General features: G+C 55.7%; 23 protein-coding genes. 1 reads left to right on the top strand and 22 read right to left on the bottom strand.

All coding sequences use genetic code 11. The features are described 5' to 3' along the window. Nucleotides 1-21: 21 nt before the first annotated feature. Nucleotides 22-1,374, bottom strand: a complete 1,353-nt coding sequence (locus WC515_06405; protein ID MFA5146983.1) for a TrpB-like pyridoxal phosphate-dependent enzyme — start codon at nucleotides 1,372-1,374, stop codon at nucleotides 22-24. Nucleotides 1,375-1,500: 126 nt separating this feature from the next. On the opposite strand from WC515_06405, the gene WC515_06410 reads away from it, so the two are divergent. Beyond that, complete coding sequence (locus WC515_06410) at nucleotides 1,501-2,196, top strand: vitamin B12 dependent-methionine synthase activation domain-containing protein (protein ID MFA5146984.1); 696 nt, start codon at nucleotides 1,501-1,503, stop codon at nucleotides 2,194-2,196. Between the two features lie 6 nt (nucleotides 2,197-2,202). Here WC515_06410 and WC515_06415 read toward each other — a convergent pair whose 3' ends face one another. From WC515_06415 to WC515_06515, 21 genes are all read right to left on the bottom strand, one after another. Next, entirely contained in the window at nucleotides 2,203-3,162 is a 960-nt protein-coding gene (locus WC515_06415; GenBank protein MFA5146985.1) for a thiamine pyrophosphate-dependent enzyme, read from the bottom strand. Nucleotides 3,163-3,164: 2 nt separating this feature from the next. Continuing rightward, on the bottom strand, nucleotides 3,165-4,343 hold the full coding sequence (locus tag WC515_06420) for a transketolase C-terminal domain-containing protein (GenBank protein ID MFA5146986.1): 1,179 nt from the start codon (nucleotides 4,341-4,343) through the stop codon (nucleotides 3,165-3,167). 1 nt (nucleotide 4,344) lies between these two features. Continuing rightward, the gene (locus WC515_06425) at nucleotides 4,345-4,662 is read right to left on the bottom strand and encodes a 4Fe-4S binding protein (GenBank protein MFA5146987.1); all 318 of its coding nucleotides are present in this window, start codon (nucleotides 4,660-4,662) and stop codon (nucleotides 4,345-4,347) included. Between the two features lie 6 nt (nucleotides 4,663-4,668). Continuing rightward, nucleotides 4,669-5,247 (bottom strand): 2-oxoacid:acceptor oxidoreductase family protein, encoded by a 579-nt coding sequence (locus tag WC515_06430; GenBank protein MFA5146988.1) that lies wholly within the window; start codon nucleotides 5,245-5,247, stop codon nucleotides 4,669-4,671. Between the two features lie 8 nt (nucleotides 5,248-5,255). Continuing rightward, nucleotides 5,256-6,050, bottom strand: coding sequence for a hypothetical protein (locus WC515_06435; GenBank protein MFA5146989.1), 795 nt, complete (start codon nucleotides 6,048-6,050; stop codon nucleotides 5,256-5,258). A gap of 87 nt (nucleotides 6,051-6,137) precedes the next feature. Then, nucleotides 6,138-6,725 (bottom strand): recombination mediator RecR, encoded by a 588-nt coding sequence (gene recR, locus WC515_06440; GenBank protein ID MFA5146990.1) that lies wholly within the window; start codon nucleotides 6,723-6,725, stop codon nucleotides 6,138-6,140. Nucleotides 6,726-6,742: 17 nt separating this feature from the next. Beyond that, on the bottom strand, nucleotides 6,743-8,470 hold the full coding sequence (gene dnaX, locus WC515_06445) for a DNA polymerase III subunit gamma/tau (protein ID MFA5146991.1): 1,728 nt from the start codon (nucleotides 8,468-8,470) through the stop codon (nucleotides 6,743-6,745). Beyond that, the gene (locus tag WC515_06450) at nucleotides 8,467-9,156 is read right to left on the bottom strand and encodes a lipid-binding SYLF domain-containing protein (protein ID MFA5146992.1); all 690 of its coding nucleotides are present in this window, start codon (nucleotides 9,154-9,156) and stop codon (nucleotides 8,467-8,469) included. Before WC515_06450 ends, dnaX begins: the two co-directional genes overlap by 4 nt. Nucleotides 9,157-9,246: 90 nt before the next feature. Beyond that, the gene (locus WC515_06455) at nucleotides 9,247-10,374 is read right to left on the bottom strand and encodes an ABC transporter permease (GenBank protein ID MFA5146993.1); all 1,128 of its coding nucleotides are present in this window, start codon (nucleotides 10,372-10,374) and stop codon (nucleotides 9,247-9,249) included. Nucleotides 10,375-10,376: 2 nt separating this feature from the next. Then, a complete protein-coding gene (locus WC515_06460) occupies nucleotides 10,377-11,519 on the bottom strand; it encodes an ABC transporter permease (protein ID MFA5146994.1) in 1,143 nt (380 codons plus the stop codon). Further along, complete coding sequence (locus tag WC515_06465; GenBank protein ID MFA5146995.1) at nucleotides 11,491-12,456, bottom strand: ABC transporter ATP-binding protein; 966 nt, start codon at nucleotides 12,454-12,456, stop codon at nucleotides 11,491-11,493. The genes WC515_06460 and WC515_06465 overlap by 29 nt, the downstream gene beginning before the upstream one ends. Continuing rightward, complete coding sequence (locus WC515_06470; GenBank protein ID MFA5146996.1) at nucleotides 12,434-13,174, bottom strand: ABC transporter ATP-binding protein; 741 nt, start codon at nucleotides 13,172-13,174, stop codon at nucleotides 12,434-12,436. The genes WC515_06465 and WC515_06470 overlap by 23 nt, the downstream gene beginning before the upstream one ends. A gap of 2 nt (nucleotides 13,175-13,176) precedes the next feature. Next, entirely contained in the window at nucleotides 13,177-14,064 is an 888-nt protein-coding gene (locus tag WC515_06475; GenBank protein ID MFA5146997.1) for an efflux RND transporter periplasmic adaptor subunit, read from the bottom strand. 2 nt (nucleotides 14,065-14,066) lie between these two features. Next, nucleotides 14,067-15,452 carry a TolC family protein gene (locus WC515_06480; protein ID MFA5146998.1) on the bottom strand — a complete coding sequence of 462 codons (1,386 nt, stop codon included), beginning with the start codon at nucleotides 15,450-15,452 and terminating at the stop codon, nucleotides 14,067-14,069. Continuing rightward, nucleotides 15,449-16,447, bottom strand: a complete 999-nt coding sequence (gene galT, locus WC515_06485; GenBank protein MFA5146999.1) for a galactose-1-phosphate uridylyltransferase — start codon at nucleotides 16,445-16,447, stop codon at nucleotides 15,449-15,451. The genes WC515_06480 and galT overlap by 4 nt, the downstream gene beginning before the upstream one ends. A gap of 29 nt (nucleotides 16,448-16,476) precedes the next feature. Continuing rightward, nucleotides 16,477-16,953 (bottom strand): ferritin family protein, encoded by a 477-nt coding sequence (locus tag WC515_06490; protein MFA5147000.1) that lies wholly within the window; start codon nucleotides 16,951-16,953, stop codon nucleotides 16,477-16,479. 77 nt (nucleotides 16,954-17,030) lie between these two features. Next, the gene (locus tag WC515_06495; GenBank protein ID MFA5147001.1) at nucleotides 17,031-18,644 is read right to left on the bottom strand and encodes a PP2C family protein-serine/threonine phosphatase; all 1,614 of its coding nucleotides are present in this window, start codon (nucleotides 18,642-18,644) and stop codon (nucleotides 17,031-17,033) included. 1 nt (nucleotide 18,645) lies between these two features. Beyond that, nucleotides 18,646-19,446, bottom strand: coding sequence for a hypothetical protein (locus tag WC515_06500; GenBank protein ID MFA5147002.1), 801 nt, complete (start codon nucleotides 19,444-19,446; stop codon nucleotides 18,646-18,648). Next, nucleotides 19,443-21,413 carry an ABC transporter permease gene (locus WC515_06505; protein MFA5147003.1) on the bottom strand — a complete coding sequence of 657 codons (1,971 nt, stop codon included), beginning with the start codon at nucleotides 21,411-21,413 and terminating at the stop codon, nucleotides 19,443-19,445. The genes WC515_06500 and WC515_06505 overlap by 4 nt, the downstream gene beginning before the upstream one ends. Before the next feature lie 7 nt (nucleotides 21,414-21,420). After that, nucleotides 21,421-22,386 carry an efflux RND transporter periplasmic adaptor subunit gene (locus WC515_06510; GenBank protein MFA5147004.1) on the bottom strand — a complete coding sequence of 322 codons (966 nt, stop codon included), beginning with the start codon at nucleotides 22,384-22,386 and terminating at the stop codon, nucleotides 21,421-21,423. Next, nucleotides 22,373-23,644: a TolC family protein gene (locus tag WC515_06515; protein MFA5147005.1), complete on the bottom strand. Its 1,272-nt coding sequence runs from the start codon at nucleotides 23,642-23,644 to the stop codon at nucleotides 22,373-22,375. Before WC515_06515 ends, WC515_06510 begins: the two co-directional genes overlap by 14 nt. Between the last annotated feature and the right edge of the window lie 2 nt (nucleotides 23,645-23,646).

The following is a 23,646-nucleotide window of genomic DNA, read 5'->3' on the forward strand; positions in this document are numbered from 1 at the left end:
GTCAAGAATTTTTCCCCCGTATCACCCGGGAAGGTTCTTGAGCGCCGTATCCACCTCTTTCTGTGAATATTCGAAATCCTCGAGCTTCCCGGCAAGGTAATTATCATAAGCGGCCATATCGAGATACCCGTGGCCGCTCAGGTTGAAGAGTATCACCTTCTCCTCGCCGGCATGTTTTGCCTTCGCGGCCTCGTCTATGACGCACTTTATGGCGTGCGCGGATTCGGGGGCCGGGACTATACCCTCCGCCTTGGCAAAGGTGAGCGCTGCGTCGAATACCGGTATCTGATTGTACGAAACGGCATCGATGATCCGCTCTTTGAATAAGAGGCTTATTATGGGGGACATGCCGTGGTACCTGAGGCCCCCCGCGTGTATGCCCGCCGGTATGAAATCATGGCCCAATGTATACATCTTGAGGAGCGGCGTCATCCTGGCGACATCGCCGAAATCGTAGACATACTTCCCCTTGGTGAGCGTAGGGCACGCGGACGGCTCTACCGCGATGAATTTTGTCTTTTTGCCGCTGATCTTATCGGCTATAAAAGGGAACGCTATGCCGGCAAAGTTACTGCCTCCGCCGACGCAGCCTATGACGGTGTCCGGATAGTCGCCTACGAGGGCGAACTGTTTCTTCGCCTCCTCGCCTATGACCGTCTGGTGCAGTAGTACGTGGTTCAGGACGCTGCCGAGCGCGTATTTCGCTTCTCCGCCCGACTTGACCGCCTCCTCTATGGCCTCGCTTATGGCTATGCCCAAGCTCCCCGGCGTATCCGGGTGGGCCTTCAATACACCCCTTCCGGCATCGGTGAGGTTACTGGGGCTCGCTATGACCTTGGCGCCCCAGAGGTTCATCGCGGACTTCCTGTAAGGTTTCTGCGTAAAACTGACCTTCACCATGTAGACGGTGCAGCCCAGGCCGAAGAAATTGCATGCCAGGGCGAGCGCCATCCCCCACTGGCCGGCGCCCGTCTCGGTGGTGAGCCGTTTCACGCCTTCCTTCTTATTATAGTAGGCCTGGGCGATAGACGTATTCAGCTTGTGGCTGCCTACCGGGGAGGTGCCTTCGTATTTATAGTATATCCTGGCGGGCGTATCTATGGCCGCCTCGAGACGGCGCGCCCTGAAGAGCGGCGTAGGCCTCCAGAGCCGGTATATATCGACGATCTCGTCCGGTATCCTTATGAAGCGCTCCGAAGAGACCTCCTGCTCTATCAGGCCCATCGGGAATATGGGGGCCAGGTCCTGCGGTCCCACCGGATCTTTGGTCCCCGGGTGCAGAGGAGGCGGCAGCGGCACAGGCAGGTCTGCCAGGATGTTGTACCAGCACTGCGGCATGTCTCTCTCTTCCAAAAGGATCTTCGTCCTGTCCATAGAACCCCCCTTTGATTTCCCATTAGTATATAGCATCGATTTTTGTTATTCAAGATTAAAATTTGACCTGTTAATTTCCAATGCCAAATGTCAAATTCCAAATTAATTCCCAATGACAAATGTCAAATGGGAGATTATAATAGGAACACTATGAAGAAGGTCCCGGCGATCGATTGGAAGTGGGTGAAAGAGGAATTATTCCGGCAGGAGCGGATAAGGGGCTCCAAAGAGATAAGCGCGCATGCGGGTGAGTGCCTTGATAAGGCGAAGGCGCTGGCCAGGCCGCGCGTCATATCCCTGGAGAGAAAGATCATCTCGCTCTCTCCGGGATCGTTCACGATAGACGGCCCTATCACATTCAAAAGCCCCAGGGTCTCCTCGCATATCGCGGGGGCCGTCCGGCTCTATATCTTCCTGGCGACGATCGGTCCGGACCTTGAGCGGCAGGCAGGCGCATGGATGTCCGGAGGAGAGGAGCTGCGCGGGTATATGCTCGACAGGACCGGCTCGATAGCGGTCGAATCGCTCGCCGAAGATACGGAAAGAGCGCTCAGGTCCGGCCGCGCCGGGCAGGGCGAAAGCGTCTCGATGCGTTTCTCACCCGGCTATTGCGATTGGCCCCTGGAGGAGCAGCGCACGATGGATACGGCCCTCGATTTCTCGAAGGCGGGCGTCAGTTTGACCGGAGCATATATGATGGTGCCGCGGAAATCTGTGTCGGCCGTAATGGCCATAGGTCCCGGGGGGTTATTTAAAGAAGATCTATCGCCTTGCGCGGTCTGCGGAAAAGGAGATTGCGATTACCGGAGGGGACTTACCTGATATAACCTAGGCCTTCGGCGCGCCCTGGGGCACGCTGGCGGCCGGCGTCATACCTTCCTTCTTCAGAAGGCCTTCCCAATTCTTATCTACGAAACCCTGCAGGTCATCCACTATCGGCTTGTTCTCCGCCTTGAGGAGGTGGCGGAACCGGCCCTGGGCATTGATCCATTCCGTTATGGGTTTCTTGACCTTAGGCTTATAGGTGATCTTATACTGGCCGTTCACCACTTCGTACAGAGGCCATACGCAGGTATCGGCCGAGAGGCGTCCCAGCTCGCATGTGAGCTCCGGCTTATAGCTCCACCCGAGCCGGCAAGGCTGGAAGACGTTGATGAACTTGGGCCCTTCTATGGCGAGCGCCTTTTCGACCTTAGACATCAGGTCGCGCCAGTTCCCGATCACCGACTGTGCCGCATACGGTATTTTGTGGGCCACCATGATCTCTGTGAGGTCTTTCCTGTACTGCTCCTTGCCCTGTTTCACCTTTCCCGCCGGGGCCGTCGTAGTATCTGCCCCCCTGGGCGTGGCGCCGGAGCGCTGTACGCCGGTATTCATGTACGCCTCATTATTATAACAGACGTACAGTATATTATGGCCGCGCTCGAGGGCCCCGGAGAGCGACTGCAGGCCTATGTCGTATGTGCCGCCGTCACCGCCGAACGCTATGAAATTGATCTTCTTATTGATCCGCCCCTGCTTCTTCCATGCCTTATACAACGACTCTACGCCGCTTATGGTTGCGCCGGCGTTCTCGAAAGCGCTGTGGAGGAACGGGACGTTCCAGGCGGTATACGGGAATATGGTCGATACCACCTCGAGGCATCCCGTGGCATTCACGACTATCGTATCGGGCCCTGCGGCCATTATGACCTGGCGCGCTATGACCACGGCGCCGCATCCGGCGCAGGCCCTGTGGCCGCCCGTGAATAACTCTTTACCCTTTGAAAGTTCCTTAAGATTGGCCATATTTATTCTCTCACACCCAGATAAGTGATCCGCTCTTTCTTCTTCCCTTTTACCGCGTCAAACAGGTCATTATATACGGACTCTATATCATCCATCTTTATCTCGCGGCCGCCGAGGCCGTAGATGTAATTGAGGAGCGCCTTGTTGATGCCGTTATCGTAAAGCGCCGCCTTTATCTCCACGCAGAGCGGCCCTTCCTGGCCGTTCATGGAATCGGACCTGTCCATCACCGCTACCGCCTTCACACCCTTGAGGGCCGAGGCGATCTCATCCTTGGGGAACGGCCTGAAGACCCTCGGTTTGAGGAGCCCCGCCTTCAGCCCCTTCTCTCTCAGGTTGTCCACAACGGCCTTCGTGGTGCCCGCGGTCGAACCCATCGCCACTATGGCGCATTCGGCGTCGTCCATCTTATAATTCTCAAAGAGTGAGTATGAGCGGCCTGTCAGTTTGCCGTACTCCTTACCTATATCTATGATGTGCGGGACGGATTTCTTCATCGCCTCGATCTCCTGCATCTTATGCTCAAAATAGTAATCTGTGAGGTCGAGGGCGCCGACGGTTATCGGCTTTTCGGTGTTAAGGAGATAATATTGCGGCCTGTATGCGCCAAGGAAATCTTTGGCATCCTTATCGTCGACTATCTCGATACGCTCCATGCCGTGGCTTATTATAAAACCGTCCGTGGTGACTACTACGGGGAGGCGGACCGTCTCGGCTATACGTACGGCCTGCAGCATATTATCATATGCCTCCTGGGCGTTCTCCGAGAAGATCTGTATCCATCCGGCATCCTTCACCATCATCGTATCGGAATGGTCGCAGTGTATATTTATAGGTGAGGACAGGGCCCTGTTGACATCGGCCAGCACTATCGGTAAACGGAGACCCGCGGCGATATAGAGCATCTCTGCCATAAGGGCCAGCCCCTGGCTTGAGGTGCCCGTCATCACCCTGCCGCCTGCGGCCGAGGCGCCTATACAGGCCGACATGGCCGAATGTTCGCTCTCCACAGGGATGAACTCCGTGGAGACGATGCCGTCCGCTACATAACCGGCAAATATCTGCACCACTTCCGTGGCCGGCGTTATGGGATAGGCCGCGACGACGTCCGGATCCACCTGACGCATCGCCTCTGCCATCGCCTCGTTACCGGTCCTCGCTACTATGTTCGATTTCGCCATATTACTTTTTTGCCTTCGCTTCCCGCTCCGATACCATCTTTATCGCCTTGCCCTTGACCGGGCATTCGTGAGCGCAGATGCCGCAACCCTTGCAGTGATCATAGTCGAACCCGACGACCTTGCCGTCCTTGACGATGACCGCTGAGTCCGGGCAGTATATCCAGCAGGTGAGGCAGTGTATGCACTTCTCCGGGATATGGACCGGCCGCTCACTCCTCCAGTCGCCTGTCTTGAACTCCCTGGCGGTGCCGCCCCCTATTATGAGGTCGCCCTCGGGAAGCGTCTTCCAGCCCGGTTTTATCTCTTTTTTTGCGCGCATTTCCATCTATGCCTTAACCTCGTTATATGCCCGCTCTATCGCTTTCAGGTTGCCCTCGATAACTTCCGGCTTCGACTTGAACTTCTTCTGCAGCTTCTTCTTTGTGTCCTCAAGCATCTCTTTAAAATCCAGGAGGCCCGTCGCCTTTATGAGGGCTCCGAGCATCGGTGTATTTGGGATATCTCTTCCTATCGTCTCTTTGGATATGGTGGAGGCATCGACCGTGAATACCTTTATCCCGCCGGGGACCTTCAGCTCATCCTTTATCAGGGAGGGCGCCTTATCGGTATTTATGAGCAGGACCCCGCCTGCGGGCATGCCTTCGGTCACATCGACGGCCTCCGTCAATGTCGGGTCGAGTACTACGACGACATCCGGGCTGAGTACGCCTGAGTGGAGCACTATGGGCTTCGATGATAGGCGGTTAAAGGACGTGACCGGCGCCCCCATCCTCTCGGGGCCGTATTCCGGGAATGCCTGTATGTACTTTCCTGAAGTGAGGGCCGCATCGGCAAGCAAAAGAGCGGCCGTCTTCGCACCCTGGCCGCCCCTGCCATGCCAGCGGATCTCTATCAAATCTTTCATTTTAAAATTTAAAATACTTTCTGCGCAGCTACCTTCTCTTTTCCCGCAAGCGCGAGATATATCGTCATGAAGCTGGCCATCATAACAACTCCCAGATAGCCGTTGAAGGCGCTATTGATAACACCTATGACGACCTGGCTTACCTTTACGGGCATCGCCGCGGTCGTTATCCCGATAACGAACCCGATAAGGAAACCTATGCCGAGCGATATCAGTATGAGGACGACCAGGAGCAGCAGCACCCTCCCTATCGCCTTCCTTACGACCTCCATGCTCCTCTTCATCGAGGCTACCACACCGGACTCCTCGCATACGAGGACATACGGGGACATCATAAGAAGCAGTATACAATACAGCCCCACGGCGCCTATCGTTATGGCTATTATGGCGGCTACGGCCGTCACGACCGGGTTATTGATGGGGGTGGTCGCCGCTATGATTATGGTCGCGATCAGCGCAAAGACGGCTATGACCAATATTATAAGGAGCCCCAGGCCAAAGAGCTTTATGTAATACTTTAAGCCGTAGGAAGCGAACTTGCCCAGTTTCGCCGACCCTTCCTTTATAGAATCCCTTACGATACCCAGGGACCCACCCTGGACGAATATGCTCGCAAGGATAAATACTATGCTTAGAGCCATCGCTGACGCGGTGGCCTGCGGGGTGACCGTAGTACCGGGCGCCTGGGCGAACGGTATGCTTGCCAGGTTCCATATCAGGTTAAACGCAAATATGACCAAAACAAGGCCTAAATTCTTAGTAGCTACCGAAAAACCCTTCTTAACAGCCTCGATAGTCCCCATGATCCCTCCATTTTTATTATGGCGCAGGAAACGCCCTGGGCCATACATACATCGGAATTATATCACAGGATAGCGGTGAGGTCAAGGTTATTTGTCTTTTGCCTCGCGGCGCCCCTCGAATGCCTTCGTTATCGTCGCCTGGTCTGCGTATTCGAGGTCGCTCCCTACCGGTATGCCGTAGGCGACCCGCGTAAGCCGGGCGCCGGACCCCTTGAGGACCTTTATAAGGTAGAGGGCGGTCGCCTCACCTTCCGTATTGAAGTCCGTCGCTATCACTATCTCCCTGAAACGCTCTTTTTTGACCCTCTCGAGCAGCTCCTTTATCTTCAGGTCTTCCGGTCCTATACCGTCCAGGGGTGACAGGGAGCCCAGGAGCACATGGTATATGCCGTTGAACGTCCCGGAACGCTCTACCGCGACGATATCGTTCGGCTCTTCCACTATGCAGAGGAACGACTTATCCCGCGACCTGGCAGAGCATATATCGCATATATCGCCGTCGCTCAGGTTATTGCATATCCCGCAGAACCTTACCGACTCCTTGACCTTTATGACCGCCTTTGCCAGCGCATCGGCGTCGGCCCTGGTGGATCTCAGTATGTGGAATGCGAGCCGCTGGGCGGTCTTGGGGCCGATCCCCGGCATCTTTGAGAATTCGCCTATAAGCACCTTCATGGAAGGCGGGAAACCGCTCAACGCGCCCTCCCCTTATTAGGCCTGGGCTCCGATACCTCTCCGCCGAATATCTCAAGGGCCGTCTCTATGATAGGGTCAACCCCTCTCTTTGGGCCGTCACCGGACGGCGCGCCGCCACCCTCACCGTCATCCGTTGACCTTTCGCCGTTATGCGCCCGGTCCCTGCCCTGGCTTGGTTCCGCCAGCGTAAGGGATATCTTCAGGTCATTGTTCAGCACGTACTTCAGGGCCTCCTCTATCAGGCGCCTGTTCTCGGGCGACTCCAATACCTCTTTATGGAACTGGCATTCTTTCGGAAAACCTACCGAAAGGGTGCGGCCTTCTACGGCCACCGGGTACCCTTCCTGGAGGTAGGAAGCGACCGATATCTTACGCGACTTTATGTAGTCGATGACACCGTTCCAATAGCTCAATATCTCGTCTATCGCGACGGCATGGCCGGGTGACGGCGGAGGGTTCTCCGGCCGCCGCTCCTGCTTCTTCTCTCTCTCCTGAACGGGCGCCTGCTCTGCCCGCGCGGGCGGGGTACGTATCTCTTTAGGCTGATGCGGCTGATCGGCGGCCATCGGCCGGGCGCAGCCGAGCTTCTCTTCGAGGCGGCCGATCCGCTCCATGATATCCGAGATCCGGATGCCGGGGCCGCGTCTTGTGAGCTTCACCAGGGCGATCTCGAGAGGTATCCTCGCCATATTCGACTTCCTCATGAGGTCTATCGTATTTGACAGCGTATATAATATATAGAGGATGTCCTCTATCGTGAAATTCTGGCCCTGGTCCCTGTAACGCTTTATCTTGTCGGGACCCGCCTCTATAAGCAGGTCCGGCTTTTCGCTTATCCTGGTGACCGAGATATTACGGAAATGCTCTATGAGCCCCGAGACCACCTGGAAAGGGTCCCTGCCGTCGTCTATCAGGCGGTCTATCATACCGAGCGCGCCGGATGCGTCCCGTTTTTCGATGCAGCCGGCAAGGCCGAAGAGCATCTCTTCATCCACGCCGCCCAGGATCTTCAGGACATCTGCGGTATCGGCCTTCCCCTCGGTAAAAGAGATTATCTGGTCAAGTATCACCTGGGCGTCCCTCATACCGCCGTCTGCGTATTTCGAGATGAGCATCAGGACGTCGTCTTTGACGGAGAGCCGTTCGTCCTTCGCTATGGCCTTTAAGCTCCCGAATATCTCTTTGGTGGAGATACGCTTAAAATCGAACCTCTGGCACCGCGACAGTATCGTCGGCGGGATCTTATACGCCTGGGTCGTGGCAAATATGAATATCGTGTGCGGCGGCGGCTCTTCGAGCGTCTTCAGCAGGGCATTGAAGGCGGGCTCGGTGAGCATGTGGACTTCGTCTATTATATATACCTTGAACTTGCCTTTGGACGGCGCGAACCTTACATTATCGCGCAGGTTCCTTATCTCATCTATCCCCCTGTTCGATGCGCCGTCTATCTCGAGTATATCGAGGCTCGTCCCGTCCGTTATCTCGTTACAGGAAGGGCACGAGTTGCACGGTTCCGGGCCCTTCGGCTTCGCGCAGTTGAGCGACTTGGCGAGTATACGCGCGGTCGTCGTCTTCCCCACACCGCGCGGCCCCGAGAAGATGTACGCGTGGGCGACGCGGTCCTGGGCTATGGCATTCCTGAGCGTGGCCGTTATATGCGTCTGGCCGATTATCTCATCGAATGTCTTCGGCCTGTACTTTCTTGCGAATACTATATAGCTCATTTTTTGTATTTGTTCAGGACGGCCAGTACCCTGTCGGCGGATTTAGGCATCTGGGCCTTCTTCCCGATAAGTATCTCCTGGGCGGACAAGCTCTTGCCGTACATCTCCTTATTCCCGTCCCAGTGCTGTGCGAGCGCGGCGCCCTCGAGCTTCACCCCGGCGAAAAGGCCGCGGCTCCTCGAATATGACAGGATCCCGCCTTTTAACTGGGCATCGGTAGAGGCCTCGGCGGCCCTGCCGACCGGCCCTCCGGCTACGGAGGCATCGGCCCCTAGCTTGAACTTGCCCTGCAATATCCCGTCGACGCTGCGCCTGTTCATCACCAGCAGCACAAAATCGGTCGCCTGGCCGCCTATCTGCCAGCCGAGGCTGCCGCCCACTATGGTGAATATGGCGGGGGCTGACCAGCCGCTGCCCTTTTCGTCCCTGACCATGATGATCCCCTGGCCGTACTTGCCGCCTATCCCGAACCCGGCGGATATGGTGGAAGGGAATATCGCGATCGCCGAACAGTCCCTCATAAGGTCTTCCGGTATGCTCTGGTCGGGCATCTGCTGGATCTCGTCGAGCACCTTACCCGATTCATCCACCAGCGCCGTCCACTTGTTCTCCACGGCATTGCCCTGCGGGGCCGACATTAAGCCCGCCAGCAATATGATAGCGGTCAATATACTTATCTTCCTCATATACACTCTCCTTTTTTTGGATTTTTTCCTCTGCCTGAGCATGTTACACCCGCCATTATTTTTTGTCAATAAGTTAAGGGACCGCGGCCTCTACCCCATGCTCTTGCGGAATTTGGAAGCGCTGAGCGTTATTATAAATAGCCCCATTATAAGGAGCGGCAGGAGCTGTATCCATAGGACTTCGATGCCAACCCCCTTCAAAAATATGCTCCTTATGACGACCATGAAATATCTCAGGGGATTTAAAAAGGTGAACCACTGGATGATGGGCGGCATGTTGGCGATCGGATACGCGAACCCGGAGAGGAGCATCGTCGGCATGAAGAAGAGGAATACCGACATCATCGCCTCCTGCTGGGTCGAGGATATTGTGGATATGAAGAGCCCTATGCCTAAAGTGGTGAAGAGGTATATGCATGTGGAGAAGAGCAATAATACGATGCTCCCCCGGAGAGGCAGATGGAACCAGAAGACCCCGAGCAGCGTGATCAGGGTGATCTGGACAAGGGCGATTATCGCAAAAGGGAGGAGCTTCCCCATGATGAGTTCGATCGGTTTGAGCGGGCTCACGATAAGCTGTTCCATGGTGCCTATCTCCTTCTCTTTGACTATGGCCATGGCCGTCAGGAGAAGGGACATCATAGTGACTATGATAGATATGACACCGGGGAGGTAATAGTCCCTGGATATGAGGTTGCCGTTGAACCACGGGCGGTCCCTCAATTCTATGCTCGGCACGTTGCTCACTTCCCCGCTCGCGGCGGCCTTATTCTTCATAAGCTCATAAGAGTAATCGCTTATGACGGTATCCGCATAACCCATGACGACCATCGCCGTATTCGAGTCGGTGCCGTCGAATGCCAGCTGGACCTGGGCGTCCTTGCCTGCCTTGAGGTCACGGCCGAAGCCGCGGTCGATCTTTATGACTATGCTCGCCTGCCCCTTGTCAAGGAGCAGGTCCTCTTCTTTTGAGCTCGATATATAATGTTCGGGCACGAAATATCTTGAATACGTGAACCTCCGCAGCAATTCCCGGCTTTCGACGGTGTTGTCCCGGTCATATATCGCCGTCGGGACGTAGTTGATGTCTTTATTGGCGGCGTAGCCGAAGAGGATTATCTGGACGAGCGGGGTAACGAATATGACCGTCTTCATCCGCGGATCGCGGAAGACCTGTTTGAATTCTTTTATGAGTATCGCCAGGGCCCTCTCGAACATTATTATGTCACCTTCTTCTTGAATTTCCGCACCGCGAGGGTCAGCATCAGCGCGGCGAACATGACCAGGAAGACCGCCTCATCCCACACGACATCTATGCCTCCGCCTTTAAGGAAGAGGTCCCTCAATATGGTGATGTAATAACGCGCGGGGATAAAGTAAGTCACCGTCTGGAGCGCCTTGGGCATATTAAAGATAGGATATATGAACCCCGACAGTATCATGGTCGGTATCATGGTGGTCAGGGTCGCCAGCTGGCTTGCCATGAGCTGAGTCCTGGCCACCGTGGAGATCAATATGCCCTGCGACAGGGCCCCCGTCAAAAAGAGGAAGCTCAGGGTGACAAGTAAAAAGTAACTGCCCCTGAAAGGGACGCCGAACAAAAATATGGCCATCAGCACCCCGACGGAGAGGTCGAAAAAACCGATCGCGAAATAAGGCAGGAACTTTCCTATGACGAGCTCCTTCCCTTTTACCGGGGTTGAGATGAGCTGTTCCATGGTGCCCCTCTCCCACTCCCTGGCTATGCAGATCGACGTCAGGAGCGCCGCGATTATCATGATGATCATCGCTATGACGCCCGGGGCGATGAACCACGTGCTGGTGAGGCCCATGTTATACCAGATCCTGGAGCGGGCATCGAGCGATTTGGAGGGCTCGAGGCCGCGTGACGCAAGCGCCCCGGTCAGGAGCTTCACGTTGTAGCCGGAGACGACTGCCCGCACATAACCCCTGGCTATCGTAGCGGTGTTGGCGTCGCTCCCGTCCATCAGGAGCTGTAACGGCGCGGTGGCGCCGGCCTTTATATACCGGGAGAAGTCCTTCGGTATGACGAGCGCCATGATCACCTTGCCGCTGTTTATCATCCGCTCTATGTCCCGGTAGTTATCGGTATATCCGACTATCTTGAAGTACCTGGAATTCCTGAAATTGAGCAGGAAATCGCGGGAGAGCTCCGAAGAGGCGTCCTGGTTCCAGATGACGGTCGGCACCTTATCTATATCCAGGGATAGGCCGTAGCCGAAGATCAAAAGGAGGAATACGGGGATCCCGAGGGCCAGGGTGAGCGAGCGCGGGTCCCGCTTTATCTGGATCAACTCCTTCCAGGCTATGGCCTTAATTCTTCTTAAGCTCTCTTTTGTCATATTCTTCTATAGAGGAGACGAATACGTCTTCGAGCGAAGGCATGATCTTATCGACCGAAAAATCCCCGATCTTCGCGCCTTCCAGGGACCTCTTTATCGCCGGTATCGCCTTTGAACTGTCATAGACGACCGCGTGTATGGCCGCCCCGAAAAGGGCCGCTTCCTTGACGCCGTCTATCCTGCTGATCCTGTCGAGCCAGTCCTGGGAATCTGCCAGCGTTATCTCAAGCACCTCGTCCTTCATGCACTTCGTCTTCATCTCCTGCGGCGTGCCCGCGGCGATGATGGTGCCGTGGTATATGAGGACCATGCGGTTACAGTTCTCCGCCTCGTCCATATAATGGGTGGTCACGAAGACGGTCACCCCGTCGGCGGCCAGGGCCTTTATGACGTCCCAGAAATTGGCGCGGGTTATGGGGTCGACCCCCGAGGTCGGCTCGTCGAGGAATATGATCCGGGGCTTATGGATGAGAGCGCATCCCAGGGCGAGACGCTGCTTCCATCCGCCCGCGAGCGTCGAGGTGAGGCTCGAGGCCATCCCTTCCAGGCCCGCGGTGCGTATGGTGGCCTCGAAACGCTCCTTCTTCTCGCCGGCCGGTATCCTGTATATGCCGCTGTAAAAGTTGATATTCTCTTCCACCGTCAGGTCATTGTAGAGAGAGAATTTCTGCGACATGTATCCGATATTCTCTTTTATCCTGGCCTGCTCTTTTATTATATCGTAACCTCCCACGCGGCCCGTGCCCGAAGTGGGGCTTATTATGCCGCAGAGCATCCTTATGGTGGTCGATTTACCGGCGCCGTTCGGGCCGAGGAATCCGAATATCTCGCCCCGGTTGACCTCAAAATTGATCCGGTTCACGGCGGTGAAATCGCCGAACTTCTTCTCGAGGTCCTTCACGCTGACCGCGATATTATCGGGGGTTTGTCCGCTCATATTCCTTCACTATTATCACGAACGCCTCTTCCAGCGTCTTTACGTTGCACTCCTTCTTGATCGCCTCCGGAGGGTCGCAGCGGAGGAGCTTCCCCTTGTGCATCAGGCCGACCCTGCGGCAGCGCTCGGCCTCGTCAAGGTAGCAGGTGGAACAGAATATGGTGACCTTCTCCTTCAGGAGATCGTACAGGATATTCCAGAAGTCCCTTCTCGAGACCGGGTCGACGCCGTTGGTGGGCTCGTCGAGAAAAAGGACGCGGGGGGTGTGGATGAGGGCGCATGCCAGGCCGAGCTTCTGTTTCATGCCTCCGGATAACTTGCCGGCGAAACGAGCCTTGAAAGGCAGGAGGCCGGAGAAGCCGAGGAGGCGGTCTATCGTCTCGGTCCTATGCTCTTTGCCCACCCCGTAAACATCTGCGTAAAAATTTATATTCTCCAGGACGCTCAGTTCCTCGTAAAGCCCGAAGCGCTGGGACATGTAGGCGATATTATCCTTGAGCGTCTCCGCCTCTTTCACTATATGTTTGCCATATACCCACCCCTCCCCGGAAGTGGGATCGAGGATGCCGGTGAGTAGGCGCATAGTCGTCGTCTTCCCCGCCCCGTCGGGACCGACGAGGCCGAAGATCTCGCCTTCGGGTATATCGAGGTTGAGGTTGTCTACGGCTGTGAGCGGTCCGAATTTGCGGGTGAGGTTTGTCGCTTTTATTACGGACATCGTCATTCAACCATAATGTAGGCGTCGGCAGGCATGCCCGGTTTCAGGTCGAGAGAGGAGTTGTCCGCTTTGACCTTGATCCGGTAGACGTACTTCACGCGCTCTTCGTTCGTCTGGATATATTTGGGAGTGAATTCCGTCTGCTGCGATATAAAAGAGACCCGGCCGTCATATCTCTTGCCCGGGTAGGTGTCGGTCATGATATATGCCTTCTGGTTGTACTTCACCCTCCCCAGGTCCCGCTCCTCTACATAGGCGGTCACCCAGACATTGTTCAGGTCTATGGCGGTGAAGACCGGCGCGCCCGGCTGCACCACTTCGCCCTGCAGGGCGCTCTTCACTATGACGTAACCGTTGAGCGGTGATGCGAGGTCCGCCCAGCCGAGCTTCGTGTCCGCCAGCTCCAGAGACGCCTTCAGCTGCTCGACGTTCGCATTGTCGGTATCGGACCTTGTCTTCGCCGCGTCGCGCTCCTGGGCGGAGATGGCGCCTTCCTTAAAGAGGTTCTCCGCCCTTATGTAATCCAGTTTGTCGAGGGCATACTGGTATTCCGCCAGCTTCAGCGCCGCCTCCGCCTCGGCCTTCACCTTGCCCAGCTCGTCCTTATTGAGCCGCGCTACGATATCGCCTGTCCTGAGGACGGTCCCCTCATCGGCGATCAGCTCTTCTATCTGGCCGTTCACCCTGAAAGATATGCGGACGTCATCCCCCTCGATCGAGCCGGATACCTTTATGACCCGCGACTTCTCATACGCGTTGTACGTGAAATACAGGACGAGCGCGAGGCCTGCAAATATGACGAGCGCGAGGCCTGCCATGACGGCCTTCTTCCTCTTATTCACCAGGGCGGTGACCTTCTCTTTCATTTTGGGATCTATATTCACTTTCATATCTATTCTCCTTTGAATTCTCTGCCCATAGTCCTGTCGAGCTCGGCCTTTGCCATTATATGATCGTATATGCCCTGGGCCAGGCTCTGTTCCACCTGGGCCAGCGAAACCTGGGAATCGAAGACATCGAGGTTTATCCCTACCCCGTTCACGTACCGCACCTCGGACAGCCGCAGGGCCTCTTTCGCGTCATCTATGGAATCCTTTTCGGCGTCTATTATCGCTTTCGCCTCGCGGAGGTCAAGGCAGGCGGTCTTTATATCGACGGCTATCTGCTCTATGATGTCCTCTTTCTGGAGGAACGCCTGCGTATACCGGGCCTTCGCCTCGTCGACCTTCGCCTTGGTGGCGAAACCGTCGAAGAGGGCTATCGTCGCCTTTATGCCGATATTCCAGTTGTTGTGCCTGGGGTTGACCATATCGCTTACATCGCCGGAGCGGTAACTGTAATCGGCTGTGGCGCTCACCTGCGGAAGCCACCCTGCCTTCGCGAACTCTATCGCCCATCTGTTTATATCTATGCCCAGTAATTTCAGGACCATGCCGGGGTTCTTCTGGTAGGCCTCATGCAGAAAATCGTCCTCTTTTATCTCTACGGGCGAATATGACAGGACGCCTTCGACCCTGACCGTCTCGGACATGTTGATGCTGAGCAGCTTCTTCAATTCCGCCATTATCAGGTCTATCGAATTATCGGCGTTCACGAGCTGCGGGATGAGGCGCGACACCTGTGTCTTCGACTGGAGTACATCGAACTTCGAGGAGGTCCCCTGTTCGAACCTGGCGAGCACCTCTTCGTAGTGGGCCTTTGCCTGGTCTACCAGGTCCTGCGCTATACGTCTCGTCTCGTACGCCAGGAGCAGCCCGTAGAAGAGGCGCTTCGTCTCGAACTCCACCTCGAGCCGCGCGGCGCGCAGCGTCTCCTGCTGGGCCTTAAGCTGCAGCTTCGCCTGTCTCAGCGTGGCGATATTGGCGCCGCCGTTATAGATCGATTCGTCCAGGGATAGGTCGAAAAGGTTATCGTTCTTATACCCGGAGAATATGCCCGGGTCTTTCCTGCTGGCGGCCGGCTGGGACAGCGCAAGGGTGGCGTCGTTAAGCGTATAGCCAAAGCCGGCGTTCACCTGCGGCAGGAAGAGGCTCCTTGCGTACATGATATCGGACCTGGCGAACGCGACCTCCTCTTCCTGTATCTGTATGGACTTGTTGTTGAGCATGGCTACCTGTATGGCGTCCTTTATAGTAAGGGACCTTACACTGCCCCCTCCCGCGGAAAGTTCGGTTTCGCAGCGCGGCGAGACGGGCGCGCATACGCAGAGAGCTATGAGCGGTACGGCTGCGATAAGGACCTTCCCCGGATATATCTTCGGCACCGCTTGTTTTGTCATGGGCATTCTATCTTCCGCAGGAATCCCGCGCTCTCTTCCGGCAGAGCTACATTCACGAATATGCCGGACCCAAGCTCAAAACCGGCAGGGTTCGTTATGCGGGGTATTATGCTCAGGTACCAGTGAAAATACTTGACCTCTTTTTCGCTCACGGGGATCGACCGTATCGTATAATTGAAGTCCGGGTTCTTCAGGCCGTGATAGAGCTTGGCGAGCGTCACCCGCAGTATATGGGCCAGGTCGCCCGTCTCCCCATCATCTATCTGGTTGAACGATGACATGTGCCTGCGCGGGAATATCCATACGGAAAAAGGCGCGAACGAGGCGTAAGGCATGAAGGCGACGAACTTTTCCGTCTCCAGCACTATCCGTACCCGCGAACGGAGCTCTTCCTCAAGCATATGGCAGAACGGACATCTGCCGGTGGCATCGAAATAGGTCGTCGCGCTCTCTATGCGGTTTCTCACATTGGGAGGGACTATAGGCGTGGCTATAAGCTGCGAATGGGGATGTTCGAGGGACGTGCCGGCCCGCGGACCGTGGTTCTTGAATATCGTGACGGCCTCGATGTCCCTTGTGTCCTGGACCGCCAGATACCTCGCCCGATACGTCCGGATTATATCTTCCACCTCCGCATCGTTCATCAGGGCGATGACGGCATCATGGCGGGGGTGCTCCACTATGACCTCGGCGATGCCGAACCCGGTTATCGAATGGCAGGTGCCGTTATCCCGCCGCTCAAGCTTTTCCCTGTGCGAGAGGGCGGGGAATTTGTTGTATATCGAGCGTGTCCGCCAGGATCTTGGGTCACCGAGACGGAACGTCTCGTCGCTCCTGTCGCCTTCGTTCCCGGGACAGAAGGGGCAGCCTTCCCTGTATACGGGCAGCGCCGGCGCCGCCTTGAGGTCTTTGGTGAAATCTTCGGGACGCTTCGCCCGTTCGGTGGCTATGACCACCCAATCGCGCGTAATGATGTTATAACGCAGTTCTGACACGCACACTCCCTCTTACCATCACAGCCGCTCTATTCGTACTTCCGTCTCATCTCGGTGAGATATATTATATGCTTCTTCTCCTCTTGTATGAGCATCCTGACCTTCTCCTCATAAGGGGGCATCATATATCTGAGGAGCTCATCGAAGAAGAGTATCGCATCCTTTTCAAATCCTATGCCGTACTTTATGGCCGTGAGCTCCGACTTCACGTTCCTGGCGAACCATTCCGGGGAGACCTGCTTATAGAGAATATCATCCACAACGGACTTTATGTACGCCTCGAATTCCCCCTGGTACGATCCGGCTATCTCAAGGTCTTCCACGCTCGCCCTTATCTCGGTGAACTTCTTTATGTGCTCGTCCTCCCATCCCTCCAGGCGCGTGAAGAGTTCGTGCATCTCTTTATCTTTGAATTTTTTAGCCACTAGGGCATAGAAGTCCCTGCGCTTCTTCTCTTTTTCTATCCCCATGTCTATGATCTCGGCGGCATTGAATATGTTCGTCATCTTATTCTCCTTTTATCTCATCGTCTTTGACGATTATATGATATTAACACATGTAAGGTACACCGGGCAACGTGATTCTAAATGACCTTCAGCACCATCAGGGTTATATCGTCAAATTGCGGCTCGTCTCCCGTGAAGGACTTAAGCTCATCCTGTATCTTTTCGATTATAGCGCGCGGCGGAAGGGAGCGGTTCTCGGTGACCGACCTCGAAAGCCGCTCCGTCCCGAACTGTTCATTATTACCGTTCAGGGCCTCGACCACACCGTCCGTATATATCGCGAGCACATCGCCGCTTTCGAGCCCTATCTCTGCCGTAGAGATGCTCGTCTGCGGGAAGAGCCCGAGAGGGATCCCCTGCGCTTTCAATAAGACGATATCGTTCTTCGCCTCCCTTATAAGAAGCGGCGGGTTATGGCCTGCGTTCACGTACTCGAGGCGGTTATTCTTCGAATCGAGGAGCGCGTAAAAGAGCGTTACGAAAAGGTTCGTCCTGCTATCCTCTACTATCAGCTGGTTCGCCTTGACTATGGCATCCGCTATGGAGAGTTTTCCTATGGTGCTTGCCCTGAGGACCGTCCTGCAGAGGGCCATGAAGAGGGCTGCGGGCATGCCCTTCCCGGATACGTCCGCCACCGTTATGCCCCACTTCTCCTTTTCTACCGGTATGAAATCATAAAAATCTCCCCCGACTATCCGCGCGGGGAATGTCGAGGCCGCTATATCGTACCCGTTTATGACGGGAGCCGAGAGGGGAAGGAAGCTCTGCTGGATATCTTTGGCTATCTCCAGCTCTTTGAGAAGGCGCTCTTTTTCGGCGGTCGTGCGTTCCAGCTCTCCGATGTATTTTTTCAGGCGCCGGGACATGATATTGAAGGACTCTGCCAGACCGGCTATCTCATCACCGCCCTTTATCCCGACTTCATAATAGAGGTCCCCTTCCGCCACATGCCTTGTGCCCTCCGCCAGTTTTTTTATAGGGCCCGTGACCCTTGCCGACATCGGTATCCCCAGGACTACGGCGAAAAAGACCGCCAGGGCCAGGACCGCCGCCGCCCTCTTCCTGACCTCTTTCTGGATGACGGCAAGGTCCGAGGCGGACATGTCAAGCCCCAGGATGGCCGCGGTCGTGCCGTCCGGGCGTCGAATGGGGGCGTACGCGGAAATGGACGCACCCCACTCGTCGGACGTTATCTTCTTATCTGCCGAAGGGGCGTTAAAACCCTCGAGCATCTCCGGGAAACCGGACGCGTCGTATTCATCCCCGTGGGAAGCCGGCGCCCTCTTCTCCTGGCCGGTCCCGCCCGACCTGATATCTATCACGAATTTAAGTATGCCCGGACGGTCCGTCTTCTTAAGCACATATATATACGAGATGGCGGGGATGATCTTCCTGATATTCGAGAGCTTCTCTTCTACTATTTTGTACTGGGGGCTATATATCCCCTCCCTCTCAGCCGGGATCATCTCAAGCACTGCTGGGTCCACCGACAGGGCGACTGTCTGTGTTATGACCGTCAGGATGCCGCGGAGGAATTTGAATTGGGAGGCGAGCGAGTGCTCATATACGATAAAATTGCTCAATATACCCGAGAGGAGGACTGCCCCTACCAGGGCGAGCATAAGTTTTGTGCGAAAACTCCTGAATAGGCCGCCCGGCCATTTCATATTCCCGCTCTTTTTCGAGATCACATTACTCCTTCTTCGCCCCTAATGGATTTATGATCATGCCGCTTAACGCCTTCGCCACGCTCTCCGCCTTCTCTACGGTCTTTCCCGCCACTTTCCCGGCCTTGTCCAGCGTACCGGAAACGGTGCCTTCCAGTTTATTGAGATCGAAGCTCGTAAAATTGGAAATGGCGGTATTCCTCAGCGACCTCACGACTATCAGGCTCACGAGAGAATACGGGTCCGTTATGTCAGTATACTCTTCATGATGATCTATGTCGTACACCTTGACTGACGGAGAGGGGCCGACGGAGTAATCCTTGAAAATGACCTTTCCTATATTGAGCTCCAGGACGTCGATCTGTATCCTGGGTGTTTTCCCCTTATCCATTTCGGACGGCCTCTCGCCTTTCCTCCCGGCCTGCACCACCTTGAGGGCATCCAGGTTCAGCTCGCCTTTTTTATTCTTCACGACATAGAACTCCGTCAAAGATAATCTAAGCTCGGCCAGATGCACGGTGCCTTTCATGATGGACTGGATGTCATAATCGACATAGATACGGGGCATGTCGAGCATGACCCTGTCGCTGAACTCTCCCGGGTTGAATAACCTCAGGTCCCTGATCTCCACTACGGTCCTGACGAGGCCGACCCTGAAGCTTCCTATATCCATCTTCAGGCCCGTGACCATCTCAACTCCTTTTTCGACAGAGGCCTTTATTATCATGTCCTTCGTTACGGCCAGGATAAAGACCGCTGCCGTAATGGCTATGATCACAGTGAATATCTTCTTCATCTTAAGGACTCTCTTTGCCGGTGACGTCATTCATACCTCAGCGCTTCTATGGGATTCAGCCTGGAGGCCTGACGCGCCGGCCATAAGCCGAATGCTATGCCCACTATCACGGAAAATATAGTCGCGAGCAGGACGGAAAAGAGCGATACCTTCACCGTCCACCCGGCGAAGACCGACAGGAGCAAAGCTATGCCGGAGCCGAAGATGACACCCAGCGCTCCGCCTGTAAAGGTCATCACCACCGCCTCTATCAGGAATTGTGTCATTATGTCCGCGTCGCGCGCGCCTATGGCCTTTCTGAGGCCTATCTCCCGCGTCCTCTCGGTAACCGATACGAGCATTATATTCATGATCCCTATGCCGCCCACGAGGAGCGATATGGCCGCGATCGACCCCAGGAGCCATGACATCGTCTGGGCCGTCTTCATCATCGTCTCCTGGATATCCGCCATATTACGGATCTCGAACGAATCTTCGCTCTCTTTTGTGTTAAGACGGTGGTTCTTTATGATCGTCTCTTTCACGGAATCCTGGACCCCGTCCATCAGGGCGAGGTCGCTCACCTCGATATCTATGGAATCTATATATTCCTTGCCCAGGACACGGTACATGGCCGTTGTGACAGGGATGACTATAAGGTCATCCTGGTCATGCCACATATTGGCCCCTTTTGCGGGTAAGAGCCCTATCACCTGGAATACTATCCTGTTCACCCTGACCAGCGAATCGACCGGGTTATCCTGGCCGAAGAGCTCTTTCGCCACGGTCGCGCCCAATAAGACGACGCGCTTACGCGACTTCAGCTCGTCCTCCGTAAAAAATCTGCCTATGGTAGGCACGGATGCGCGCATCTCGCTGTAACCGACGCCCGTGCCCTGGACCTGGGTATTCCAGTTATTGTTGGCATAGACGAGCTGTGCCTTGCCGCTTACCGTAGGTGATACCCTCTTCACGCCGGGAAGTTTGGTAATGGCGTCTACGTCCTGAAAAGTGAAACGCGTCACCGTCCCGGCTTCCATCGATACGCCATGGACCCTGTGGGAACCTGCCCTTACCATAAGCAGGTTCGATCCGAGCGAGGCCAGCGTCTGCGATATCGATTCCTTGGCGCCCTGGCCCAGGGCGAGCATCGCTATAACCGCCGCCACGCCTATCAGTATGCCGAGCATGGAGAGCATCGAACGCATCTTGTGGGAGACGATCGACCAGACGGCCTGTTTCAGATGGTCGGTGAGTTCGGCGCGTTTTATCTTGGAGCTTCCTTCGGATAATATGTGGTCTATCGAGATCGGTTTTGAGGCGACGGGAGACGCGCCTGCGGGGCCGCCTTTTACCCTCTCATCGGACACGATCCTGCCGTCCCGCATCTTTATGACCCTGCCGGCATGCCCGGCGACTTCCTCCTCGTGGGTGACGAGTATGATCGTCTTGCCCTGTTTATTCAGGTCGCCCAGGATAGCCATTATTTCGTTCTGGCTCCTGGTATCGAGATTGCCCGTCGGTTCATCGGCCAGGATGATGGGCGGCTCATTCACAAGGGAGCGGGCTATGGCAACGCGCTGTTGTTCGCCACCGGAGAGTTCATTCGGCCGGTGGGATGCCCTGTTCAGGAGGCCCACGCTCCTGATCTTCTCCGTTGCCCTCTCCTTCAGGTGGCGTTTTCCAGCATAGATGAGGGGAAGTTCCGCATTCTCAAGAGAGGTTATCCGCGGGAGGAGATGGAACTGCTGGAATATAAAACCCATCAGGCTGTTCCTCAGGACTGCAAGTTCGTCATCGGCAAGCTTCGTCACATCTTTTCCCGCCAGATGATACTGCCCGGAATCGGGACGGTCCAGGAAGCCCATCAGATGAAGAAGGGTCGACTTGCCGGAACCGGAAGGGCCCATTATGGCCAGGAACTCTCCCGCATCCACCGACAGAGATACTCCCTGCAGGGCCGCTACGCCCACCTTGCCCGTCCTATACGTCTTGTTTATATCTCTCAACTCTATCATGTATGGTCTACCTGCCGCTGCGTCTCCTGGAAGGCATAAGAGGGTTTGTGCCGGCAGCCGGGGCGGTCGGCAGTACATACTTCTGCCCTTTGACCAGTATCGTATCCTGCTCCGACAACCCGGATACCACCTCCGCGTTCTTTTCGTCCGAGATCCCCAGCTCGATCTTCCTTTCCTCCGGCGCCCTGCCGGCGCCGCGGCTTATGAGCACGTAAGGGCCTTCGTTATTCCTTTTGACGGCCTCAAGCGGTATCAGTAAAGCGTTCTCTTTTGTCTTCTCCGCGATGTTCACTGTGGCGGACATCCCCGAGCGGAAGACCTCCGGGACGGTCTCAGGCACTATATCGACCTGGTAGATGGTCACATTATTGACCACCGTCGATTCGTAATATATATGGTCCACCCTGCCGTTCACCTTTATCTTGGGGTAGGCGTCGAGATTTATGACGGCCTCCTGACCGACGCGCACGCCGCCTATATCGGTCTCGTCGACCTGGGCCTGGACGATGAGGTGGTCCGAAAGGACCATCACCGCTTCCGACGCGGTCACGGTCTGGCCGGGGTCATCGGTGCTGACTATGACCTCCCCGTCTATCGGAGATATCAAGGGGGTCGCCTTATACACATCTTCCCAGTACTTCATCTCCTCCTCGCCGCGGCCGCGCGCCGCGTCCAGGAGGGCGGCCCTTTCGGTGGAGCTCATGAGCGCAAGCGTCTGGCCGACCTTCACCTTATCTCCCTCCCTGACCAGTATCCGGTCTATGCGGCCGCTTATCGGCGGTTTCACCTCCAGCCTGTTCTGCGGCTGGACGGTGGCCGTTGAAGTTATCGTAGTACGTATGCTGCCGAGGGCGGGCCTTATCTCCCTGGTGACCTCGCCGGAGGGCTTACCCTTCAGTTTCACCAGGAATATCAACGCCATTATGACTATCGCCGATCCGAGATATATCTTCCATCTTCTATTTTTTATCATAATCCAGTGTTCCCCCTTTTGCCTGTATCCACGTCGCCTCGGCGATCAGGGCCCCCAGCTGCGCGCTCACGAGCGACTTCTTGGCCGAAACGAGATTATCTTCTATTATTATCCAGTTATCGAACGACATGAGGCCTACGGAATATTCCGCCTCCGCTATCCTGGCGCGTTCCTCCGTCGCATAAAGGTACTTCTTCCTGACGAGCACGTTCTCGACGGCGTCCTGCAGCGCGGCCCATGTATTCGATAACGTATATATGACGCCGTCGCGGCCGGACCTTTCGTTCTCTTTCGCCTGGCCCAGCACCGCCTTCGCCTGGGAGACGGCGGCAAACCTGTTCCCCCCGTCGAATATGGGAAGCGATAAGCTGGTGCCGAGAGACCATTCATTCCTGTCCGGGAACCACCGCGTATTGGTGTTCCCGATATTGGCGTTGGCATAGACCTGCGGGAAGAAGTCGGCATAAGCGGCATTCAGCCCGAACTTCGCCGACTCCTTCTTCGCTATGAGCTGTTGTAAAAGCGGCGTCGTCTCCGCCAGATCTTCAAAATCGGTCAGGGATACGTCCTGGTCCCTTACCTCAAAATCGCCCTGGGCGGTCATCGGCACGAATAAGGAACGACCGAGCTCTTTTGTAAGCTGCCTCTGAGCTACATAAATATCCCTGGTCGCCTGCCGCACTTCGTAACTGGCCTCGGCGAGGTCCGCCTCCGAAGTCAGGAGAGATCCCCTGTGCTCCCTGCCGCCTTCATATCTCAATTTTACGAGCTCCAGGTTCTGCTTGCGGCGCGCCTCTATCCCCTGGGCGACCTTCAGGAATTCCTGGGCGGTCAGGAGATTTGCAAATGCGGTCCTCAGGCTTAAGCGTATATTTGACGAGGTGACATCATAATTATATTTCGAAGATATGATGTTCCGTTCGGCGGCGGAGAGGTCGAATGAGGTCTTGAAACCGTCAAAGAGGAGCTGCTGGCCCGTCACGCTGTAATCGTACGTCGTGCTCCTGGCCCCGCCGGCCGACTTGGCGGTGCTCTCGCTCCCGCTCCCGGATACCTGCGGCATCACCGCGCTCCTGGTGACCTCTTTCGCCGCTTTATACTGTTTGATATTCTCAAAGGCGGATATGAGGGCGGGATTCTGCCTCTTCGCCTCATCAACACACGCCTTCCATTCGAGCGTCTCTTCAGCCGCCAGGGAGGCCGTGCTTAAAAGGAGTACGGCCAGAAATGACAAAATTACACGTTTACTGCTCTTCATCG

This window comes from Candidatus Omnitrophota bacterium (assembly GCA_041650805.1).
GTDB lineage: Bacteria > Omnitrophota > Gorgyraeia > 2-01-FULL-45-10 > 2-01-FULL-45-10 > JBAZKM01.